The sequence below is a fragment of the Flammeovirga sp. OC4 genome, assembly GCF_000812565.1.
GTDB lineage: Bacteria > Bacteroidota > Bacteroidia > Cytophagales > Flammeovirgaceae > Flammeovirga.
The window spans coordinates 1-20,212 of sequence record NZ_JTAM01000087.1; the positions used below are offsets into that span (position 1 = coordinate 1).

Annotated in this window: 21 protein-coding genes and 1 pseudogene; 17 read left to right on the forward strand and 5 right to left on the reverse strand. The window is 32.8% G+C overall.

The window, feature by feature from the left end; genetic code table 11:
- Window positions 1–43: 43 nt before the first annotated feature.
- The 4 genes and pseudogenes from PL77_RS26585 to PL77_RS26600 form a co-directional block, all read left to right on the forward strand.
- Window positions 44–1,132: pseudogene (locus PL77_RS26585) on the forward strand (AIPR family protein); the annotation flags it as partial.
- Window positions 1,133–1,510: 378 nt separating this feature from the next.
- Complete coding sequence (locus PL77_RS26590; RefSeq protein ID WP_044212003.1) at window positions 1,511–2,380, forward strand: GyrI-like domain-containing protein; 870 nt, start codon at window positions 1,511–1,513, stop codon at window positions 2,378–2,380.
- A 71-nt stretch (window positions 2,381–2,451) separates the two neighbouring features.
- Window positions 2,452–3,306 (forward strand): sterol desaturase family protein, encoded by an 855-nt coding sequence (locus PL77_RS26595; RefSeq protein ID WP_044212006.1) that lies wholly within the window; start codon window positions 2,452–2,454, stop codon window positions 3,304–3,306.
- Between the two features lie 189 nt (window positions 3,307–3,495).
- Complete coding sequence (locus PL77_RS26600) at window positions 3,496–4,326, forward strand: ABC transporter six-transmembrane domain-containing protein (protein WP_172665959.1); 831 nt, start codon at window positions 3,496–3,498, stop codon at window positions 4,324–4,326.
- 206 nt (window positions 4,327–4,532) lie between these two features.
- Here the strand turns inward: PL77_RS26600 and PL77_RS26605 are convergent, their stop codons facing one another.
- From PL77_RS26605 to PL77_RS26620, 4 genes are all read right to left on the reverse strand, one after another.
- Window positions 4,533–5,237: an AAA family ATPase gene (locus PL77_RS26605; protein ID WP_044212010.1), complete on the reverse strand. Its 705-nt coding sequence runs from the start codon at window positions 5,235–5,237 to the stop codon at window positions 4,533–4,535.
- Between the two features lie 489 nt (window positions 5,238–5,726).
- Window positions 5,727–6,299, reverse strand: coding sequence for a class I SAM-dependent methyltransferase (locus PL77_RS26610; RefSeq protein ID WP_044212012.1), 573 nt, complete (start codon window positions 6,297–6,299; stop codon window positions 5,727–5,729).
- Between the two features lie 38 nt (window positions 6,300–6,337).
- Window positions 6,338–6,973: a hypothetical protein gene (locus PL77_RS26615; protein WP_044212014.1), complete on the reverse strand. Its 636-nt coding sequence runs from the start codon at window positions 6,971–6,973 to the stop codon at window positions 6,338–6,340.
- Window positions 6,957–7,448: an RNA polymerase sigma factor gene (locus tag PL77_RS26620; protein ID WP_044212016.1), complete on the reverse strand. Its 492-nt coding sequence runs from the start codon at window positions 7,446–7,448 to the stop codon at window positions 6,957–6,959. The genes PL77_RS26615 and PL77_RS26620 overlap by 17 nt, the downstream gene beginning before the upstream one ends.
- Window positions 7,449–7,617: 169 nt before the next feature.
- Here PL77_RS26620 and PL77_RS26625 point away from each other — a divergent pair, with 169 nt between their 5' ends.
- The 6 genes from PL77_RS26625 (at window position 7,618) to PL77_RS26650 (ending at window position 13,372) form a co-directional block, all read left to right on the forward strand.
- Entirely contained in the window at window positions 7,618–9,003 is a 1,386-nt protein-coding gene (locus PL77_RS26625; RefSeq protein WP_044212017.1) for a cation:dicarboxylate symporter family transporter, read from the forward strand.
- Between the two features lie 165 nt (window positions 9,004–9,168).
- Window positions 9,169–9,477, forward strand: a complete 309-nt coding sequence (locus PL77_RS26630) for a DUF6150 family protein (protein ID WP_044212019.1) — start codon at window positions 9,169–9,171, stop codon at window positions 9,475–9,477.
- Window positions 9,478–9,759: 282 nt separating this feature from the next.
- Window positions 9,760–10,584, forward strand: a complete 825-nt coding sequence (locus tag PL77_RS26635) for a hypothetical protein (protein ID WP_044212020.1) — start codon at window positions 9,760–9,762, stop codon at window positions 10,582–10,584.
- Between the two features lie 103 nt (window positions 10,585–10,687).
- Window positions 10,688–11,983: an NCS2 family permease gene (locus PL77_RS26640; RefSeq protein WP_044212022.1), complete on the forward strand. Its 1,296-nt coding sequence runs from the start codon at window positions 10,688–10,690 to the stop codon at window positions 11,981–11,983.
- Window positions 11,984–12,256: 273 nt separating this feature from the next.
- Window positions 12,257–12,571 (forward strand): hypothetical protein, encoded by a 315-nt coding sequence (locus PL77_RS26645; protein WP_156152566.1) that lies wholly within the window; start codon window positions 12,257–12,259, stop codon window positions 12,569–12,571.
- Window positions 12,572–12,907: 336 nt separating this feature from the next.
- Complete coding sequence (locus PL77_RS26650; RefSeq protein ID WP_044212026.1) at window positions 12,908–13,372, forward strand: hypothetical protein; 465 nt, start codon at window positions 12,908–12,910, stop codon at window positions 13,370–13,372.
- 117 nt (window positions 13,373–13,489) lie between these two features.
- Here PL77_RS26650 and PL77_RS26655 read toward each other — a convergent pair whose 3' ends face one another.
- On the reverse strand, window positions 13,490–14,137 hold the full coding sequence (locus PL77_RS26655) for a peroxiredoxin (RefSeq protein ID WP_044212028.1): 648 nt from the start codon (window positions 14,135–14,137) through the stop codon (window positions 13,490–13,492).
- A 198-nt stretch (window positions 14,138–14,335) separates the two neighbouring features.
- Between PL77_RS26655 and PL77_RS26660 the strand changes: the two genes are divergently transcribed.
- From PL77_RS26660 to arsA, 7 genes are all read left to right on the forward strand, one after another.
- Window positions 14,336–14,833: a DUF1648 domain-containing protein gene (locus tag PL77_RS26660; RefSeq protein WP_044212031.1), complete on the forward strand. Its 498-nt coding sequence runs from the start codon at window positions 14,336–14,338 to the stop codon at window positions 14,831–14,833.
- A 37-nt stretch (window positions 14,834–14,870) separates the two neighbouring features.
- Window positions 14,871–15,383, forward strand: coding sequence for a hypothetical protein (locus PL77_RS26665; RefSeq protein ID WP_044212033.1), 513 nt, complete (start codon window positions 14,871–14,873; stop codon window positions 15,381–15,383).
- A gap of 65 nt (window positions 15,384–15,448) precedes the next feature.
- A complete protein-coding gene (locus tag PL77_RS26670; protein WP_044212036.1) occupies window positions 15,449–15,949 on the forward strand; it encodes a hypothetical protein in 501 nt (166 codons plus the stop codon).
- Between the two features lie 82 nt (window positions 15,950–16,031).
- Window positions 16,032–16,364: a helix-turn-helix transcriptional regulator gene (locus tag PL77_RS26675; protein WP_044212039.1), complete on the forward strand. Its 333-nt coding sequence runs from the start codon at window positions 16,032–16,034 to the stop codon at window positions 16,362–16,364.
- Window positions 16,365–16,395: 31 nt separating this feature from the next.
- Complete coding sequence (locus tag PL77_RS26680; RefSeq protein ID WP_052444764.1) at window positions 16,396–17,016, forward strand: protein-tyrosine-phosphatase; 621 nt, start codon at window positions 16,396–16,398, stop codon at window positions 17,014–17,016.
- Window positions 17,017–17,047: 31 nt separating this feature from the next.
- Window positions 17,048–18,136, forward strand: coding sequence for an ACR3 family arsenite efflux transporter (gene arsB, locus PL77_RS26685; RefSeq protein ID WP_044212042.1), 1,089 nt, complete (start codon window positions 17,048–17,050; stop codon window positions 18,134–18,136).
- A gap of 91 nt (window positions 18,137–18,227) precedes the next feature.
- Window positions 18,228–19,976 carry an arsenical pump-driving ATPase gene (arsA, locus tag PL77_RS26690; RefSeq protein WP_044212045.1) on the forward strand — a complete coding sequence of 583 codons (1,749 nt, stop codon included), beginning with the start codon at window positions 18,228–18,230 and terminating at the stop codon, window positions 19,974–19,976.
- Window positions 19,977–20,212: the final 236 nt, after the last annotated feature.

Sequence of the window (20,212 nt, forward strand, 5' to 3'; positions counted from 1 at the left end):
TTGCAGTCCGTTTTGATGGGGTAACTATACTCAAACAGTTAATGCAATTTACTCAGCTTATCGAGAAAGACTAAGCCAATTGAAGAGAAAAACAAAAAATGAAGAGATGTCTAAAGAATCGGCTATAAATGAATTTAAAGAATTAAAGCTAATGTTCCGTATAATTCAAAATGATAGAGAAAAAGAAAATAAATTTGAGCATAAGGTGATTGAGTGTAATAATACTCAAAACGCTATTAAAAAAAGAGATTTTTATGCTAACGCTCTAGAACAAATAGAACTGCAAAAACTTTTTTGTAAACACGGTTATTTTTATGAAGTAAAGAGGGGGGATAGAGATTTTATAGCTAAAAAGAACCCTCATAATATTTTAGGTAAGACTCTGAATGAGTTCGAGTTTAAAAATGAAAAGCGTGATATAGAAACACTTTCTAGTCTCTGGATGGCATATCACGTCCAAGAACCCACTTCAAAAGAGGTTGGTTCTGAAAGAATATTTGGCGAATCGAAATATTATGAACTTGTGTTTCCCTCTACTATCTCTGAAATAACGGATAATCTTGTAAGAGAGATGATATTAGCATATAATTTATATGAGTTAGTGGAGAAAGAAACAAAAATATTTAGAGGAGTGAATTCATTGTTGGCTTTAATTTCTGATATTGATGCTCCTGGAAAATTTGAAAAAGCAAAAAATATTGTTATAAACTCAATAATTTTCAATAACACCTTAAAAAGGAAGTTTGATACAATTGAGTCTTTTAAATCAAATAGAGAAACTAATACTGAAAAAATACGAAAGTATGCACCATTTTCTAATGGTAAATATGTAGTTATAGCCTGTTTGAAGCTAATTTTAGACGAATGTAATTATGTTGAAAAATTGACAGAACAGACACAACTATTTAAGAATAAAGACTTTTTAAGAAATACACTTTTAAAAAGTTGGTTACCTATTATTCTTGATGAATTATTAATTCCAGAATATAAGTCATATGCAAAAGATATAGGGGGGTCAATTAACGCATTTTATCATAGAAATAAGACATTTGATTCTATAAGACAAAATTTTAAAGGTCTTGACATTGAAAAAGATAAATCCTTTGAGGAAATTTTTGAACTAAAAATATAAAATGCTGGTAATAATTAGGACTTAGTTTGGTCTTCAGACCCAAAGATTAAGCCCTAGTTGAACAAAGGCGGTGGAATTTTTCGTGCATTTAGTTGTATGGAAATTAGGACGGACTTTTCGATTACTCGGGAAGTCTTTTTTTATTGAGAACTTTTTTGAAGATCATTTCACCTTTTTAAAACCTAAAAGTAGACCCATCAAAAGATAGTAATTGGAGTGGGCTAATTAGGCCTTTCTCTACAACGTAACATAAGCGGTACTAAATAGATATAAATATTTGATAAACGATTTGGAAAAAAGGGAACTCAAAAAGTTGAGTTATAAAGAGGAGATGTTTTTATTGCAACAGTTGACAATTAAGAAATTTGACATTTAGATATGACTAATATAGTCCAATTGGATAGGTACAATAAACTGCTCTCTTACTTGAATGAAAATTTTAAGGAAGACATTAATATTGAGAAAGTAGAATTAATATGTCATTATTCGTATCGCAATATCAATCGAATATTTGAAGCATTACATCATGAAACCATCGGTAAGTATGTCAAACGGCTTCGTTTAGAGAAAGCAGCACAATATCTGAAATATTCGAATGCTAGCGTTTCTGCAATTGCTTATGAGGTAGGTTTTGAAGATAGGGCTGCTTTTAGTAAAGCATTTAAAAAGAAATACAATTATGCACCTTCTGCTTTTCGAGAAAGTAGCGAAAAACTCCGTCAAATAGCAGAAGAGTCTATATTACAAGAAGAAGATGAAAACCGACAAAAACTTCAATTTGAAATAGAATTCCTGCCTACTTTTGATTATTTATTTTTTGAATATCGTGGAGATTATGAAGATTACTCCGCTATCGAAGCAGCTTCCGATACGCTATATCAATACGTAAAAAACAATAATATAATTAGTGATCGCTCTATATTTATGACGGAAATTATGGATGATAGTGATATCAGTGATAACCTCCATCTTCGATACAATGTAGGTTTTATTTTGGAACAGCCATTACAAGTTAAATTAGACGGGTTATTTAGAACAAAAGTGCATAAGAGGCAAAAGTATGTCAAGTTTTGTCACAAAGGAACTTACCATAGCCATTCTGATTATTATAATAAGATTTATGCACTTTGGATGTTAGATGTCGCATTAGAATTAGCAGATCTGCCCACGTTAGAGTTTTATCCAAATGCTGACCAAAATAACACTACGGAAGAGACACTTATAGAGATTTATATTCCTATACTGTAAATGTCCAAAAATGACACAAGACTCTTTGTGTGAGTCTCTACCTTTGCTAATGAAACTATAAAAATTAGTGAATGGAAACAATAGTAAAACAAATGGAAGATAATATAGGGCTGATTATCTACATCATAATTTATTTATCTTTGCTGCTAGCCATTGTTGAGTTTTTTTACGAATTGTACAAGAAAAAAATCAACAAACAACGTTTAGGTGAAATGTGGGCAAGTTTTGGTGTCTTTATTATTGCCCAACTTTTGGAAAAAACTTCTTCTTTAATATTTCTAGGTGCATTCTTCTTCATTGGTGAATATATCCCTTGGCAAATACCCGTAAATACTTGGACTACACTACTGTGTCTCATCTTGATTGATTTTATTTATTATTGGGAACATGTGATAGAACATAAAGTGAGAATTCTATGGAGTTATCATAGTATCCATCACAGTTCGCCTATTTACAATTATACTACTGCATTACGTGTCTCGTTTATTGACGGATTTATTACTTGGATATTCTATCTGCCTATGGTCTTTATAGGTTTTCATCCTTATGTTGTATTTCTCTGTTTTTTCTTAGTGTTAATGTACCAGTTTTGGCTACATACAGAAATCATTGGCAAATTAGGTTGGTTCGAAAAAGTATTCATGACACCATCCCAACATCGAGTGCATCACGGTTCTGATGAAATATATCTTGATAAAAATTTTGGTGCTTTGCTATCTATTTGGGACAGGATGTTTGGTACTTATCAGGAGGAAATACATAAACCTACTTACGGAATTACTAAACCCATCAATACCATCAATCCTATTATGGTGCATTTGGTAGAATATATTGATATACTTAGGGATTTGCGAAAAGCAAAAAGCATAAAGGAAGCATGGAATTATGTAACAAAACCACCAGGTTGGAAACCAAGAATTAAGTAAGATTTCAAGGTAATTAATATTATGCATACAAAGGCACAATCCATTAGTTCAGTAATGGAATCGGTGAAGTAAAAAATACCCTCAAATACGAAGGGAAAACCTTGAAATAGATATCATCAAAAACTTTATAAGTAAGCGATTCCTATTATGGGTATTCGGATACTGAAATTTGGAAAAGAGTTGAATAAAATGAGCTTAAAAAATACTTTAAAAAAATACCGACATAAGTTCTGCTTTGTACTGTTTTTAATTTTATTGGAAGCTGGATTATCGATTTTATTTCCTTTGTTCATTGGCTATGCTATTGATGACGCCATAAATAGAAACCACCAAGGAGCAATTTGTTTAGGATTATTGGGTTTAGCAGTCCTTATTATTGGTGTTGGGAGAAGGGTATTTGACTCCCGTTTTTATGCCAAAGTTTATCAAAGTATTGGCACGAGTGCTATTTCGAGTATAAAAAACCATGTTCCCTCCAAAAAGTCAGCCCGTTTGGGTATGATAAGAGAGTTAGTTGAGTTCTTAGAAAATGCTTTGCCCGAATTGATCAGTAATATCATTGGCTTAATTGGAGTGATAGGCATTATCGCCACGCTGAACCTAAACGCATTTTATGGTAGTTTAATCACCACCTTTGTTATTTTCTTAATTTATTGGGTGTCTAGCACAAAAACGATTAAACTCAACAAGTCGTCAAATGATGAATTTGAAAAACAAGTTGATGTCATTTCAAAAAACGACGAAAAAGAATTGAATCTTCATCTAAGGGCAATGATGAAGTGGAATATCAAATTATCCGATTTAGAAGCCATCAATTTTTCTATCTCTTGGATGGTATTGATTGCCTTTCTTGTTGCTTCCATCGTAATATCAGTAGATGATGGCATTGTGAAGTATGGTGCTTTATTTTCATTTATAATGTATGTTTTTCAGTATATGGAAAATGTGGTCAATCTTCCTTTGTTCTATCAAAATTGGTTGAGGTTACAGGAAATAAGAGAAAGATTGATTGAAAGTTGACTATTAATTGAGTTTATAATGAAAGTAGCTGATCATAATTAAATTTAGTTTCTAAATGTAGAATGAATTAAACTCAGGTTTCGTTAAAATGCATTTTAGCTATAGATAATTTTGAACAGGTACTTTTTTAAAAAAAAGTATGCTAAATCGAAACGATTTAGCATACTAGGATCTTTGATGTCAAAAAAGTGTTGTATAATTAAACGTTAAACATTTCTGAGCATTTCATACTCTTTCATTTTGACAAGAGTAAAAAGCTCATCAGCAAGAGCATCGTTAGAGATGTGTTCTCTATCGATAATTTCATCATAGGTAATAGGAATAGATTGGGATATAAATTTCAAGAAGTTTTTACGCTTTCTGGCTTTTCGTTTCACCACCTCAATGGCGTAGTTTTTAGGGAGATCATTTTTTAAAGCGTATTGTGTTGATCTATATTGATCAGATGCTTTTACTTTAATTTTCAAACTGTTATCCAATCCTTGAGCGAAGAAGCTTGCTCCTCTACCGAGGAAAACTACGTTGCCTCTTTCAAGGTAAGAGTTGACTACAGTTTGTAAAGCATCTTTTAGGTTATCGTCTAATTTGTTGTGGTAGATGTCCAAGCCATACATGATTTGTTCAAAAATGCTTTTATTTTGTATTGGAACAAATTCATTCAACTTATCAATACCAACTTTGAGTTCTTTTGAAATTTGATATAAAACAGTCTTATCGATCAGTTTCCAAGGTCTTTTAAGCATATCAAAACCAACTTGTTCATCATTCAGCTGTTGTACTAATTGCTCAGCTGCAGGTCTAATATTGGTTCCAAACTTTCGAGATAATGTGACAATCATTCCCTTAGATTCTGGTGTTTTGACTTGTCTATTCTCTATATCTATCAGGTAATTATAAATATCAGGTTCCATGGCTTTATTATTTTTAGGTTGTCTAGCGGCTCATTAATTTATATATGTAAATATTACACTTAAAAAGGAATTTTACACTAATCAATATCACTAAAAAAAGGTGACTTCATACAAATGAAATCACCTTTTGTGAGGAAAGAGTTAAGAGGGGAGAGGTCTGAGTAAATCTTTCAATTTAAATTGAAAAGACATTGCTTGATGCATTAAGATGACTCAAGTATTAGGACAAATGAAAATGGGTGTTTTGTAGCCCCATAATTTCAATTATGGGCTTTTGGGGTTCAACATTTGATTATAATAATTGACTTATTAAAAAAGATGTAATAACTGTATACGTTTGAGACATATCAAGTTTCTTATGAAAGTTGAAAAATGGAACAGCTTCCCATAAGCCCATACCTTCTAGTCATGGTGCACGATATATTAACCTATTTCATCTGTCTTAGTACTTATCGTTTAAATACCTCAACACAAACCAATTCTTCCCTCTTAACTTTTTAATTTTGCTATGATGACCAAAGAATCACCCTCATCAAATTCCTTGTAAGTTTCCACTTTTAACACCTCAAAGTGCTCCTCATATAAAGCCTGAAGTGTTTCCTCTGATTGATAATTTACAAAGAGTCCTTTAAAGATTTCATCACCTTCACCTTTCCAATAAGAGTGACAAATGATTCCTCCTTTATTTAAAATAACAGTATGTTTTTCTAAAGACCTTCTGATTTCATCATCAGTAAGGTGTTGCATCACCTTGTTGGCATAAACACCATCAAAACGAAGAAATGTATCTAAAGTAATCGCATCGAGGTGAAGGAATGTACCAGCAGGATTATTTCTTTTCAGGTATTTTACAAACTCCATTGAATAATCAGAACCTACTGCTGTAAAAGTCTGACTCAAAATTCTCCAATCTGTTCCAGGACCAGACCCTAGTTCCAACAATATGCTTTGAGGAGCAAGATGTTCTTTAAGTTTTTCAATTAGTGGTTCACTATTGACTTCTTTAGCCATGTTGACATAATCTTCAACTCCTTCTTTACTTAGATAATAAGTTCCTTCCATATATTAATTTTAGTTTTTGAGATGCTTAGCACCTATTTTTATTCTTCTTTTTTCAACTCCTCCATTTCCGCAATCATCTCCCTCAATTTTCTAAACTGAGCTCCATAAACCAAATTCATATCAAAATGATATATTTTTTTGGTGAAAACAGAAAGTAAAACAGCTCCAATTGCCACAATCAGCAATCCTGTTTTGGGCATTCCCCATAGTAACTCTTGAGCCTCATAATTATTGATTATTTGTTGCTTCAAAAATGTTTCCCAAACGCCAAAAGTTGAGATAATAAGTACTAATGGATACACGAATCTATAAATATTTGTATAACCATTAATTGTATTTTTCAACCAACCATCAAATTGTTTGATATAATCATAACTTGTATTCGTTTTTTCTAATCCTTGAAGTACAATAAGCTGTTTATACCCATAGTATACTACATACCAAAGCGCCAAACAAATGATAATTCCTAAGCCTAAAACATTGCCGATAATACTCAATACTATAGGGACAATAGTAAATATAGCAATAGCCCAAAGGTTAACCTTGAAATCCCTAATAAATTTATCAACAAAATTGATAGATTTTTTCTCATAAAGTGCATTGATTTTGGGTGCAACTAATGCTTCTTGATTAATAAACCCTTTTTTCCAGATGTTTTCAATTGACTTTTCCATGTAATAATTTTTTTAATCGTTCTTTAATTCTTTTGATTCTCACCCCAATATTGTTGGGTGTAGCATTGAATGTTTCAGCAATTTCCTGATAGCTTTTTTCTTCCAGGTATAGCAGAATAATAGCCCTATCAATTTCAGAGAGCTTACGGATCGCATCATAAAGAAGAGAGAGGTCTTCATCATCAAATACTTTAGTTTCTGCTTCCATTTCTGGCGGTAAATAATCACTGGCAAAATTTTGAACATTGTTTTTCTTTTTTTTCAACAATGTCAGGCAAACATTTACCGACAAACGATACACCCAAGTGGACCAATCCGATTTTTTTTGGAAGTTGTCTTTGCTTCTCCAAATTTGTAGGCAAACCTCCTGATAATAATCTTCAAAGTCCTCTTGCGTATTAGTATACGCCCGGCATATCTTAATGATAATTCCACTATGAGGCTGAATGTATGTAGTATAAAAATCACTGCTCACAATACTTTTTTATTTGGTTAGTGGCTCAAAAATGAAATTATTACACCTTGCTGATTTTTTTTTGAAAACTTATAGCTGAAATCAACTTCAAACAATTACTAATTCCAATAATTTGTGATTTTTTTTCAGTACATTTCTCCACCATTTAAGATTATCAAAAATAAATTCCATGTATTTAATCATAGCTTTACTAGCTTTTGTAGGCCTCCTCGGTGTCTTAAAACTTTTATCGGATAGAAAAATTAAGTTCCATTATCGCAATCTTTCAGCCATTGGGTTAGGGATTATTTTTGGCTGGAGTCTCTTTGAGTTTTTACCCAAAGAAACTTATCAAGAATTACAATACTATATGAAAACGGTATCCAATGTATATATCCGTTTTCTTAAATTAATGATTGTACCTATTGTTTTTATCAGTATCACATCTACACTGGTAAATTTGAATAAAGAATCAAATATTGGAAATAGAATAGGGAAAGTGATCGCCTATTTTGTGGTGTCAATAACAGGTGCTGCATCAATTGCTTTTGTAATGGCCAATATGTTTAATTTTACTTCGTTGATTGATATTAAAAAACTTTCTGAAGGGAATATTGCTCAAGGATACGCTAATAGAATTGAAAGTATTGGTGATGCTTCTTTAGGAAAAGTGATATATGGTTTTACACAGAAAATACCTACCTCAATTTTTGAAGCATTTTCTGAAAATAACATTATTGGTACGTTACTAATTGCACTTCTAATTGGTTTAGCGATTCGTCGAATGGAAAAACGTAAGCCTGAGGAAATGGGCATGGTGATAAAGTTATTAGACAGCACTAAAATAATAATAAACTCCATCACGATGACCATCATTAAGTTGACTCCTTATGGTGTTTTCTCTTTGATGACAATTGCGGTGTCAAAAAATGGACCTACACTTTTTGGTGATTTAGCACTGTTTATTGGTGTATCCTATTTGACGATGGCACTGATTTTTGTGATGCATCTTCTTGTGCAAATGGGAATAGGTAATAATCCTGTCAAACATTTTCAAAATTTATTGCCTGCAATAATCACAGGTTTCTCCACACAATCATCTGGTGCAACACTACCCGTAACTATTAATTCACTCATAGAAAGAAATGGTGTAGATACTGAGACGGCTAACATTTCAGCCTCCCTCGGAACTACAATGGGGATGAATGCTTGTGGTGCAATGTGGCCAGTATTTATGATTATCCTTTCTGTGGGAGTCACTAATGCTTTGGGTATTCAACAGATTGACCTTTTGTCACCAGGAGTTATAATTACTATGTTTATTTCTGTAGTTATTTCATCATTTGGTATTGCTGGTTTACCAGGAACAGCTTCATTTGCGGCTATTACAGCAATGACTATTATGGGTATTACACCAGAAGTAATGGGTATGGTATTGACATTTGTGTTGTCTGTAGATTCCTTAATTGATATGGGTCGTACAGCAACCAATATTTTTGGGGTATCTTCTGCTGCCACTTTTATTTCCAAAAAAGAAAAGCAAATGGATATGGAAGTATTTAATAAAGTTTCCTAATCCAGTTTACAATTTTATAGATGAAAGCCTCTTGTTGGAAATGTAATTTTCAGCAAGAGGTTTTGTATTGGCTTCTTTTTAATTCATACAATTCTTAATAAATATGGAATGATATAGATAAATGCATTAGATTGAGTTGATTAGTTAGAAAAGCAATATTTATTCATGTCATTATTTAAAAATCTATTATTGAAGACCTATTTATTGTTTTCATTATTTCTTCTTTTCAGTTGTGAATCTACTGGAGAAATAACACCAGAAAAGCCACGGGTGATCATTGTAACTGAACAATGGAAAGCGGATTATTTAGTGGTAACTGTTGATCAAGCTTATAAAGCCGATAAAGTAATATCTTCCAAATCATGGGAAACAAGTGCCGACTGGATTTTAGTCGATGAATTGTACAAAGCTGATTTGAAAATCTATCTTACCTCTGAAAACTATAAGGCAGATTATAAGGTCTACTTCAAGTGAGATTGAGCATCATTTTAGTATGGTTTAGAATATTAACCAATGTTAGTACTCTTTAAGAAATTGCAGTAAATCCCTTATTCTGAATCATAAATAAAGCTTTTTAATATTTTTTTATATAACAACGTATAGTAAAGGTGTAGAAGTGTAATATAACACATTGTAGAATCTAAGATTTTAATAAGATATTTGTATTGTAATGAAAGATGTATTGGCGATTACCATCTTCTTACCCACTCAGAAAAATTCTGTTTGTATTAAAAAACGTCTTATCCTAATTTTATAATGGTTTCTAAGAAACTTTTACTGCCTTTCTTATTGATGGTTAGCTTGTTCGCATCATACAATTCACAAGCTCAAAACTTTTCAAGTACATTTATTGAATATGCATACGGTTGGAACAATACCGATTATGTTACTGGAGCCAACCCTCAAAATGGAGGGATGAACCTCTTTACCTTAGACCATACAACCGTCACAAAATGGGGTGGTGTCTATGGTTTTGTTAATTACATGGGAGCACCTAGTGGCTTTTATATGACTGGTTTTGATAATGAAATTCCTGATGAGGGAGCTGCCAATTATCGTTTGTATTCTGAGGTTTCTCCTTGGGTGAGTTTATCTGGTGTGACAGGCAAAGATTTTTCTTTTGGTCCAGTCGCTGATGTATCAATAGATGGACAGCTCAACTTTGGCAATGGTTTTATGGCAGGGCTTGCTGGTGTGGGTCTTACTTTCAAAGCACCCAAAGGAGGTTTTTTAAAATTATCAACATATTGGAGAACAGATAATATCAGACATGATGCGGTGCAATTTACCGGTGTTTTTGATTTGCCATTATGGAGAAAACTAGGTTTCAGAATGCAAGGCTTCTTTGATTTAATTCCAAATGCTACCAATAGAGCAGAGTTTGGAAGTACTGACATGGGAACTGATTTTATTTCTCAAACTCGTTTCTTATTTGATGTAGGTAGAAATACTTTATTCAAAAACGATAAAAATACTAAATTAGAATTTGGTGTCGATATTTACATGCACTTCAATAAGAATTTAGCGGCAAATAATTCAAATGCCTTTGTTCCTCAACCATGTGTGAGACTGACATTCTAATTTGTCAATTTATTCTTTACCAATTCGTTAAATAATCATTTCCTCTTCTTTGTATAATCATTATCGCCAAAAAAGTTATACTAAGAATCATTAAATTGAGATCATGGAATTTCTTAATAAAGTTTTCAAACTAAAAGAAAACAACACAACAGTCAGCAAAGAGTTCATTGGAGGTTTGACAACTTTCCTTACAATGGCTTATATCATCTTCGTCAATCCAGATATATTATCACAAGCAGGGATGGACAAAGACGCATTGTTCTCTGCCACGTTATTAGCAGGTATTGTCGGTACATTGTTAGCGGCCTTTTGGGGTAAAATGCCTTTTGCGATGGCACCAGGAATGGGGCTCAATGCATTTTTTACTTATACTATTGTGATGGGGGCCAATGTACCTTGGGAAACGGCTTTAGGTATTGTTTTTATCTCAGGTGTAGTTTTCGTGCTATTGACATTTCTTGGTGTCAGAGAAAAAATTGCCAATGCAATTCCATTGTCACTTCGTATTAGCGTTACAGCTGGTATTGGCTTGTTCATTACATTTATTGGAATGAAAAACATGGGTTTGATTACTGATCACCCTGCTACATTGGTAACATTAGGTAAATTTACTCCTGAAGTAATCATTGCCTTAATAGGTTTTATTATTACGGCATTTTTAGAATATAAACGTGTTACAGGTGGAATTTTGATTGGTATTCTTTTTATTACGCTTTCAAGTATCACGTTAGGTTATGTAGAGTTGCCATCTAGTATTGTAAGTTTACCTCCTTCCATTGAGCCTGTATTTATGAAATTGGATATTATGGGTGCTTTAAAGTTTGCTTTTATTGGTCCTATCTTTTCTTTCATGTTCGTCGATTTATTTGATTCACTTTCTACCATCATTGCTTGTTCAAATCAGGCCGGGTTAACGAAAGAGGACGGTACAGTGCCAAGGTTAGAGAAAATTTTGGAGGCAGATGCTGCCACGACAGTTGTGGGTTCAGTAATTGGAACAAGCACAACGACGATTTTTATTGAATCCGCTTCAGGTATCGCGAGTGGTGCAAGAACAGGTTTAGCCTCAGTTTTTACGGCAATTATTATGATAGGAGCATTATTCTTTGCACCTTTGGCTTCGATTGTTCCCTCGTATGCTACAGCACCCGCATTAATGATGGTTGGAGTTTACATGTTTTCCAACATCAAACAAGTCAAGTTCGATAACATGTTAACAGCTGTTCCATCATTCTTAACAATTATTATGATGCCTTTGACGTATAGTATCTCAATGGGTATTACCTTTGGATTCTTGTCTTATTGCATTCTGATGTTGATGGGAGGAAAGGGAAAGGAATTGCCAGTGGCAATGTATGTAATAGGAGCATTATCATTAATCAACCTAATAGTTGGTTAATTCAAAATATATCGAAGTATTCTGCCTAAGTGCGCATGCGCAAAAAAGGAAAGAACGCTTTCCAGGAGGTATCATTAATTTGGTACCTCTTTTTTTTGCCAAATTTTTATGAAAATAGGCTTTGTAAAGTACTCTGTTTAAATTATTTACAATTAATGATAAAAAAATAAACATTTAATTTGTTTAAAAAATAATCATTACATAAATTTGAACTATCAAACAATCACAAAGGGTTGTTTTTAAAAAGAGTTTGTAATTTAAATAGAATATATAATGAGAAATTTCATAATTACCATGTTGATAATGTGCTTATTGAGCTTCACTAATAATGCTATTTCTGAAACATCTCCTAGTGCGTCATCACCAAAGACACCGTCTAAAGAATTAAGACATAAAAAAATTATTGCTAATAGTTATACCATTAATGTAGGTAGAGGTGCCACATATTTTGGCATATCAAAGCAACTTTCCCAAGTGGCAGGCGTGAATTGGTCTTGGGAATTGGTAGATACGGTAAAAGGTTATCATCAGTTGAAATATAAAGATGAGGTGCTAAAGCCAAATCATCGATTTACAGTTTCTTTATAATGCAGTATTGAAAACCGTTTGATACAATTGACCATTGAATACTAAAATTTTTCTACAAAAACTTTCATAACCCAAGAGCTATTTTTCAATGTATTAACCATGATTTAGAACCCACAAGATCTTACTACTATCAAACAATCCAGAAGTAGACAATAAGGGAGAATCATTTTGGATTAATTTGATAGTAGTTTTCTTTTTTGCAAAATACCTATTTATGGGTATGGTGTATATTAAGTATTCTGTATAATTTTGTACTGTATTGATAAACAGATGTGTATGGCATGTTTTGTGTACGTTATTTCATATCTAAATTCTCGCCCTTTTACTATTGTACTTATGAAAAATCTGATAACAACCCTTATATTATTCTTCGGAATTTGTACTTCAATCAATGCTCAGGCTATCTATGTATGTAATCAATCGAAAAATGCAGATTTTAGTAGCTTGCAAGACGCCATTAATCAAGCCTCAGATGGTGATAGTATTTATGTAAATATGTCTCATGAGAGCTATGGCGAAATCTCAATTACAAAAAAAGTAATATTGATTGCCAAGAAGGTTTTCCTTCATGAAACGGATCATTCAACAGCTAAAATTGATAAAATTATCCTTGAAAAAATAGAAGATGGCAATACTGATGCTTCTTATTCAGTAATTCATGGTTTTGAAATAAATCATTTGATGACCATTGCAGATCCAGGAAATTATGTACAAAACGTTACCCTGACAAGTAATCAATTGAATTATAAGCCAAGAACGCACTCCACTGCTACTTGGAAAATTTCAGACAATAAGTATTAAGAAAAAATTATAGATAAACTTTTTTCATTGGCTCTATTTTAAATATAGAGGTGCACACATAAAGAAGGCCTTCCAATTTGTTTTGGAAGGCCTCTTTGTTTGTGCTGTTTTGTATAATTAAATACTTTCTAAAGCAGCTAATATATCTTTCACACTCATTCTGTCCTTGTAATTAGGATCATAATGTCTTGCGATAACTTTGCCATCTTGACCAATCACAAATGTGGCCGGTACCGGTAAAGTCGCTTTTTTAATTGCGTTTGTTTTCGTTAAATCATTCTCATATTTCTTCAACATCGTTTGATATCCTTCGTTCACATCGAAAGTGACTTGATAGCCATTCATAATGTCGAGCTTTGGGTCACCAACTAAATCAAAGTTAAATCCCTTTTTAGATGCAAAGGCTGAAAAGCGTTCTTGTGTTTCTGGTGTAATGGCAATAAATGTTGCACCTGCTTTTTCAATCATACTTAACGAATCATTGACATTAATCAAATGTTTCGCACAATAGGGACACCAACTTCCACGAAAGAAATTAATAACTACAGGTCCTTTTTTTAAAGCCTTTTCAAGATCAAATTTCTTGTTGTCTTGGTTTTTACCTTCAAAAACGAAGGCGTCATCACCCACTTCAAGACCTGGTTGAAGCGATGAAACAACAACACCATACTTTTCATAAATGGCTTTTTCTTGTCCATAAGATAAAGAGCCCATCATCAACAAGCCCACTAAAAAGCTGAGGGTTAATTTTAAGTTTAATTTCATAGTTTAAAAATTTGTTTTTGACTGATAGGTCAAATATAATGTGATGTTTTTGAATTCTACAAACTTGAGCGTTGATATTTTATGAAATTGGGAGAAGAACGAAGCTGGAAGTGAATTATTTGACTATTATTAACAGACGTTTACATTAAGGTAGACGTATATATAGAAATTACGTTCTCTTTTTAATTAGTTCGTGTCATGAAAAGTCAGCCTAAAATCAAATTACCCCTATCACTAAAAGATATAACTATTGAGTTAGTTTGTATCGTGATATTAATTATTACATGGATTCTACCTCTAGTTGTTTACAACGATTTACCAGAAGAGATTGCCATTCACTTTAATGCGAAAGGTATTCCTGATAGCTATGGCCCCAAAAGTTCACTATTCAGTTTGCCCATTTTTTCATTATTACTCTTTTTATTGCTTACGATATTAAATAAATATCCGCATACTTTTAATTACCCAGTTGAAATTACAGAGGAAAATGCATTAAAACAGTATACACTATCAACTCGGTTTATACGTTTTTTGAAGCTTTCAATTCTAATTGTATTTTTATTCATAGTTTACAAGAGTATTTCTTTAAACCCAGAAGGTTTAGGAAATTTCTTTTTACCTTTTGTATTCATCATAACTTTTGTACCCGTTTTTGTTTATTTGATTAAAGTAATGAGAAGCCAGAAGGATACATAAAGTAGTAAACTTATAGAATAAATTAAGCCATAAATTTATGACCGAAAAGAAAACTCCTCTTAGAAATAGAATTGGAATAGTCTTTATTATCTTGGGTTTTATTTCTCCACTAATTGGATTAGGAGTCCCATTTTTAAATCTTTCTTCTACATTAACATCATCATTAATCGCGTTATTGATGGTGGGTGGCCCAGAGGTGTTTTTAGTGATAGGGACTGCTTTAGCCGGTAAAAAAGGAATAACCATAGTGCAAAATAGAATAAAGAAGTTAATGGGACTTCCTGAAGGAAGATACCCTGCTACCAAGTCACAATATAACCTTGCACTTGTCATCATGTTTATATGGCTTATTTCTTTGACAGTTCCCTTATACATTCCTGGTTTTATCGAACGATTACACCTTGATCAACTTATGTGGTATTATTATTTGATCATTGATGTGTTATTTATTGTGGGCTTTGTTTTTTTAGGAGGTCATCAATTCACTACTAAGTTCGTCAACTTAATTACTTGGGAGGAATGGCAATTACCTGAGAAGAATAAAGATTAATAATTATCAATTGAATAGGAGTTAAGGTGATCTAACACACATTTATGTTTATAAACTAGAGTGTTATGATCAAAAAAATACTTTTTCTTTTTTCTTTCATGTTATTGGTAACCATTACAAGTGCTCAAGAAAAATACAATGCTTTTTCTTTTTCAATGAGTAAGGGTATTAATATGACTAATGACAATCCATTTTATGGATTTAGCGTAGATTATTCGAGGTCGATAAAAAATACCCGTTTCTCAACAGGGGTTGCTCTGATGTGGGATGAAGAAAAGGACAAAAAAAGATACCTGCAGAACCTAACTTTTGCTTACACAGTTGGCTACAAAATAAATGACAAATGGTCTATTGGCTCTGGAGTTGCCAAAGGCTTTATGAATAATGAAAATGAAAGGCAAGAATACCAATTTGTTAATGGTGATTGGTCAACAGGATTATCCGCCACACATACTTTAAAAATAACTCCAAAGCATGTAATCTCTATTACATCTTCTCTGGAATATAATATCACACAACATGAATACAGCCTCTCATTTGATCTAAATTACACTTTACCGTGGTGATATTCATTAATTTATGGTTCGTTTACTTTTTGTTAACATAGAAAATTCAACATTCTATATTTTAATATCGTAATATTGCGATATGGGAATAACAAAAGTAGATGGGTTTACTTCTGAAGTAACTCAAATGGCAGAAATATTAAAAGCATTGGGGCATCCTGCAAGATTAGCTATCATGGAATATTTGATAAATAGTCCAGATTGTATCAATGGTGATCTAGTAGATCATTTGCCACTTGCTCAATCTACAGTTTCAAGGCACCTTTCAGAATTGAAAAAAGTAGGTCTAATCAAAGGTACAATTACAGGAAACTGTATATCGTACTGTATCAATGATGAAGTATGGAATAAAATAAAAGTATTCTTCAATACCTCATCAGATCAGATTACACCAGGTAAAAGCTGTGCTTGTTAGTTTGAATTATTTTAAAATAGAATATATAAAAATGGAAAACACTACGGTATCAACATTAGAGCAGTACATTGCTTCTGCAAAAGAAGAGTTTCATTTAATTTCAGAGGAAAGAAAAGAAGCTTTAGAAGTAATCTCGAACTTTGTGAAAACAAAGTTAGCGGAAGATGGAATAGCGAACTTGATTCTAATTTGTACCCACAACTCTAGAAGAAGTCACTTGTCTCAAGTATGGACTCAAGTAGCGGCTTATCATTATGGATTTTCAGATGTATTTGCATATTCTGGAGGTACTGAAGCTACAGCATTGTTTCCATCTGCTGCAAATGCTTTAGAAAGAGCAGGTTTAAGCGTTCAGAAATTATCTGATGAAGCCAACCCTGTATATGCAATTAAGTACGATGAAAATCAACCTGCGATCATTGGTTTTTCAAAAAAATATGATCATTCTTTTAATGCTCAGTCTGGTTTTGGTGCTGTGATGACTTGTGGTCATGCAGATGCAAATTGCCCTTTTATTCCTGGTGCAACTAGAATCTCATTACCATTTGAAGATCCAAAAGCATTTGATGGAACTCCTGAGCAGGAAGAGAAGTATGACGAAAGATGTCGTCAGATTGCAAGAGAATTATTATATGCATTTTCTGTTATTTAATCGATTCAATTGATTTAAAAACTTCCAAAAAATGAACAAAGAATTAAAAATTGAGGAACAAGACCCGCTTTGTCCTCAAAAACAACCAAAGAAGTTATCCTTTTTAGATAGCTACCTTACACTTTGGATTTTCTTGGCTATGGCAATTGGTGTTGGAATAGGATATTTCTTCCCAACTGTAGCTGATTCAATCAATGATATGTCAGTGGGAACTACCAATATTCCTTTAGCTATTGGTTTGATTTTGATGATGTATCCACCATTAGCAAAAGTGAAATATGAAGAGATGGGTAAAGTTTTTACAAATGTAAAAGTATTGACTGTCTCATTAGTATTGAACTGGATTGTAGGTCCAATTTTAATGTTTGCTTTGGCATTGATCTTCTTGCATGATTACCCAGAATATATGACTGGTTTAATCTTAATTGGTTTAGCAAGATGTATTGCTATGGTGGTAGTTTGGAATGATTTAGCAGAAGGAAGTTCAGAATACGCAGCAGGTCTAATTGCATTGAACAGTATTTTCCAAGTACTTTTCTATAGTGTTTATGCTTATGTGTTCATCACAATTCTTCCTCCTCTATTTGGTTTTGATGGTACTGTAGTAGATATCACGATGGGGCAAATTGCTGAAAGTGTTTTTATTTACTTGGGTATTCCTTTCTTAGCGGGTTTCTTAAGTCGTAAAATCCTTATCAAAGCAAAAGGTCAAGAGTGGTTTGAAAAAGAGTTTGTGCCAAGAATTTCACCGGTTACGTTGATTGCATTACTAAGTACAATTGTAGTAATGTTCTCCCTGAAAGGACAAATGATTGTAGAAATTCCAATGGATGTAGTTAGAATTGCTATTCCGTTAGTGATTTACTTTGTACTTATGTTTGTGGTGAGTTTCATGTTAGCAAGATATTTTGGGGCAGATTATGAAAAAGATGTTTCTATCGCTTTCACTGCAACAGGAAATAACTTCGAATTAGCTATTGCAGTAGCAATTGGTGTGTTTGGAATTAATTCAGGACAAGCTTTTACAGGTGTTATTGGACCTTTAGTAGAAGTTCCAGCATTGATAGCACTTGTCAACTTGGCATTCTGGTTTAGAAAAAAGTATTATACTAATAAATAACAAAAAAGTGATCTAATTTTTATGTAATGTTGTGATGTGAATTTTTATCATCATAACCTTACATAAAGGTTAGATTACTTTATTTTGACATATGGACTTCAGAGATACAAAATTCCTATTTTTCACTGGTAAAGGGGGAGTAGGAAAAACTTCATTATCAAGTGCGGTAGCGGTTCAATTAGCAGATCAAGGGCATAAAGTGCTACTTATTAGTACTGATCCAGCATCTAACCTTACTGATGTTTTAGCAACGGAAGTGGGTGATAAGACGATCGTAAAGCACCCTGATTTAAATACATTATCAACAATCAATATTGATCCAGAAGAAGCGGGAGAATCTTATAAGAATAGAGCTATATCTTCTTTAGGAATGTTGGCTACTCCTTCATACAGAAATAAAGTAAGAGAACAACTTTCAGGTGCTTGTACAGTTGAGATTGCCTCTTTTGATGAATTTACACGATTCATTTCAGGAGAAGCAAACCAAGAGGATTACGATTACATTGTATTTGATACAGCACCAACAGGTCACACATTGAGGTTGTTAGAATTGCCTGATGCTTGGAATGACTTTTTGGATCATAATGAAGGTGCCTCTTGTATAGGTCCATCTACTGCTTTAAAAAGTAATCATAAACGTTACAAAGAAGTAGTTGAGGTTTTGAAAGACCCGAAACAAACAACATTCTATCTAGTTGCTAGAGCAGAAGAAACATCATTAAAAGAAGCGGCTAGATCTGCAAAAGAATTAGCAGATTTAGGAATGAAAAACCAACGTTTATTACTTAATGGTATTTATTCTCCAATAGACACATCAGATCAATATGCCATTGAAATTGCTAGTAAAGCAAAGAAACAACTAGACAATATTCCTGTTGATCTAGCCCATTTGCCGAAGGAGGAATTCGCTTTGCTTCCTTATAATATCCTTGGTTTAGAAAAACTACGTTCTGTTTTTTCTAAAGATAAACAACAAGCGATTGTTGAGAATGAAAATATAGAAGAAGTAAAACTAAGCGACACAGCTGCGTTCAATGATCTAGTGGATGATCTTGAAAAAGATGGGCATGGTTTAATTATGACTATGGGTAAAGGTGGTGTCGGCAAAACCATTACAGCTTCTGCGATTGCAATTGCGTTGGCCAAAAGGGGGCATGTAGTAACGCTTACAACGACTGATCCTGCGGCACATTTAAAAGATTATACTGGTCAAATTGTTGATTTGCCTGAAACTTTAAAAGTGGAAAGGATTGATCCAAAAGTGGAAACAGAAATCTATATTGAAAAAGCGGTTGCACAAAGAGGTGTAGGAAAAACGGAAGATCAAATTAAACTCATTAGAGAAGATCTAAATTCCCCTTGTACTGAAGAGGTCGCTGTTTTTCATGCTTTCTCGAAAGCAATACGAAGTGCTAAGAGACAATTTGTCGTTGTTGATACTGCGCCAACAGGGCATACATTATTATTACTTGACACTACAGGTAGTTATCACAAACAGGTGGTAAAACAAAGTAATATTGATGCATCAAAATTACATACACCTTATCAAATGATTCAAGATCAAACGATTACTAAGGTTATTTTGGTGACGTTACCTGAGACCACTCCAATTCGAGAGGCAGAGAGTTTACAAGATGATTTGAAAAGAGCGGGTATTATTCCTTATGCATGGGTAGTGAATCAGTCTTTACCTACGGGTGATGATTTTTATGATCCAATTTTATTAGAGAAAAGAAAACATCAACAGAAGCTTATTTCGGAAGTGATATCTGTTTCAACAAATAAAACTTTCAAAATTGATTTTATTTTAGAAGATCAAATAATGTCTCAGTTGGTGTAATAAATAATAACTTATTCTACAATGGCCTTAAATTGAGTAATATAATCTTAATTTAAGGCCATTTATTTTTTTAAAAAAAAAGTTCCCTAAACTTAAAAAAATCTTCAAAAATATTTTAAAAATTAAAAAAAAAGGAGATTTTTGATTTACTATGTGTTTTTATAAAATGTGAATTATAATTGTTGCTCTAATAGATTCAAAGAAAAACTTTATTTTTCAAGACCAAAATATACTCT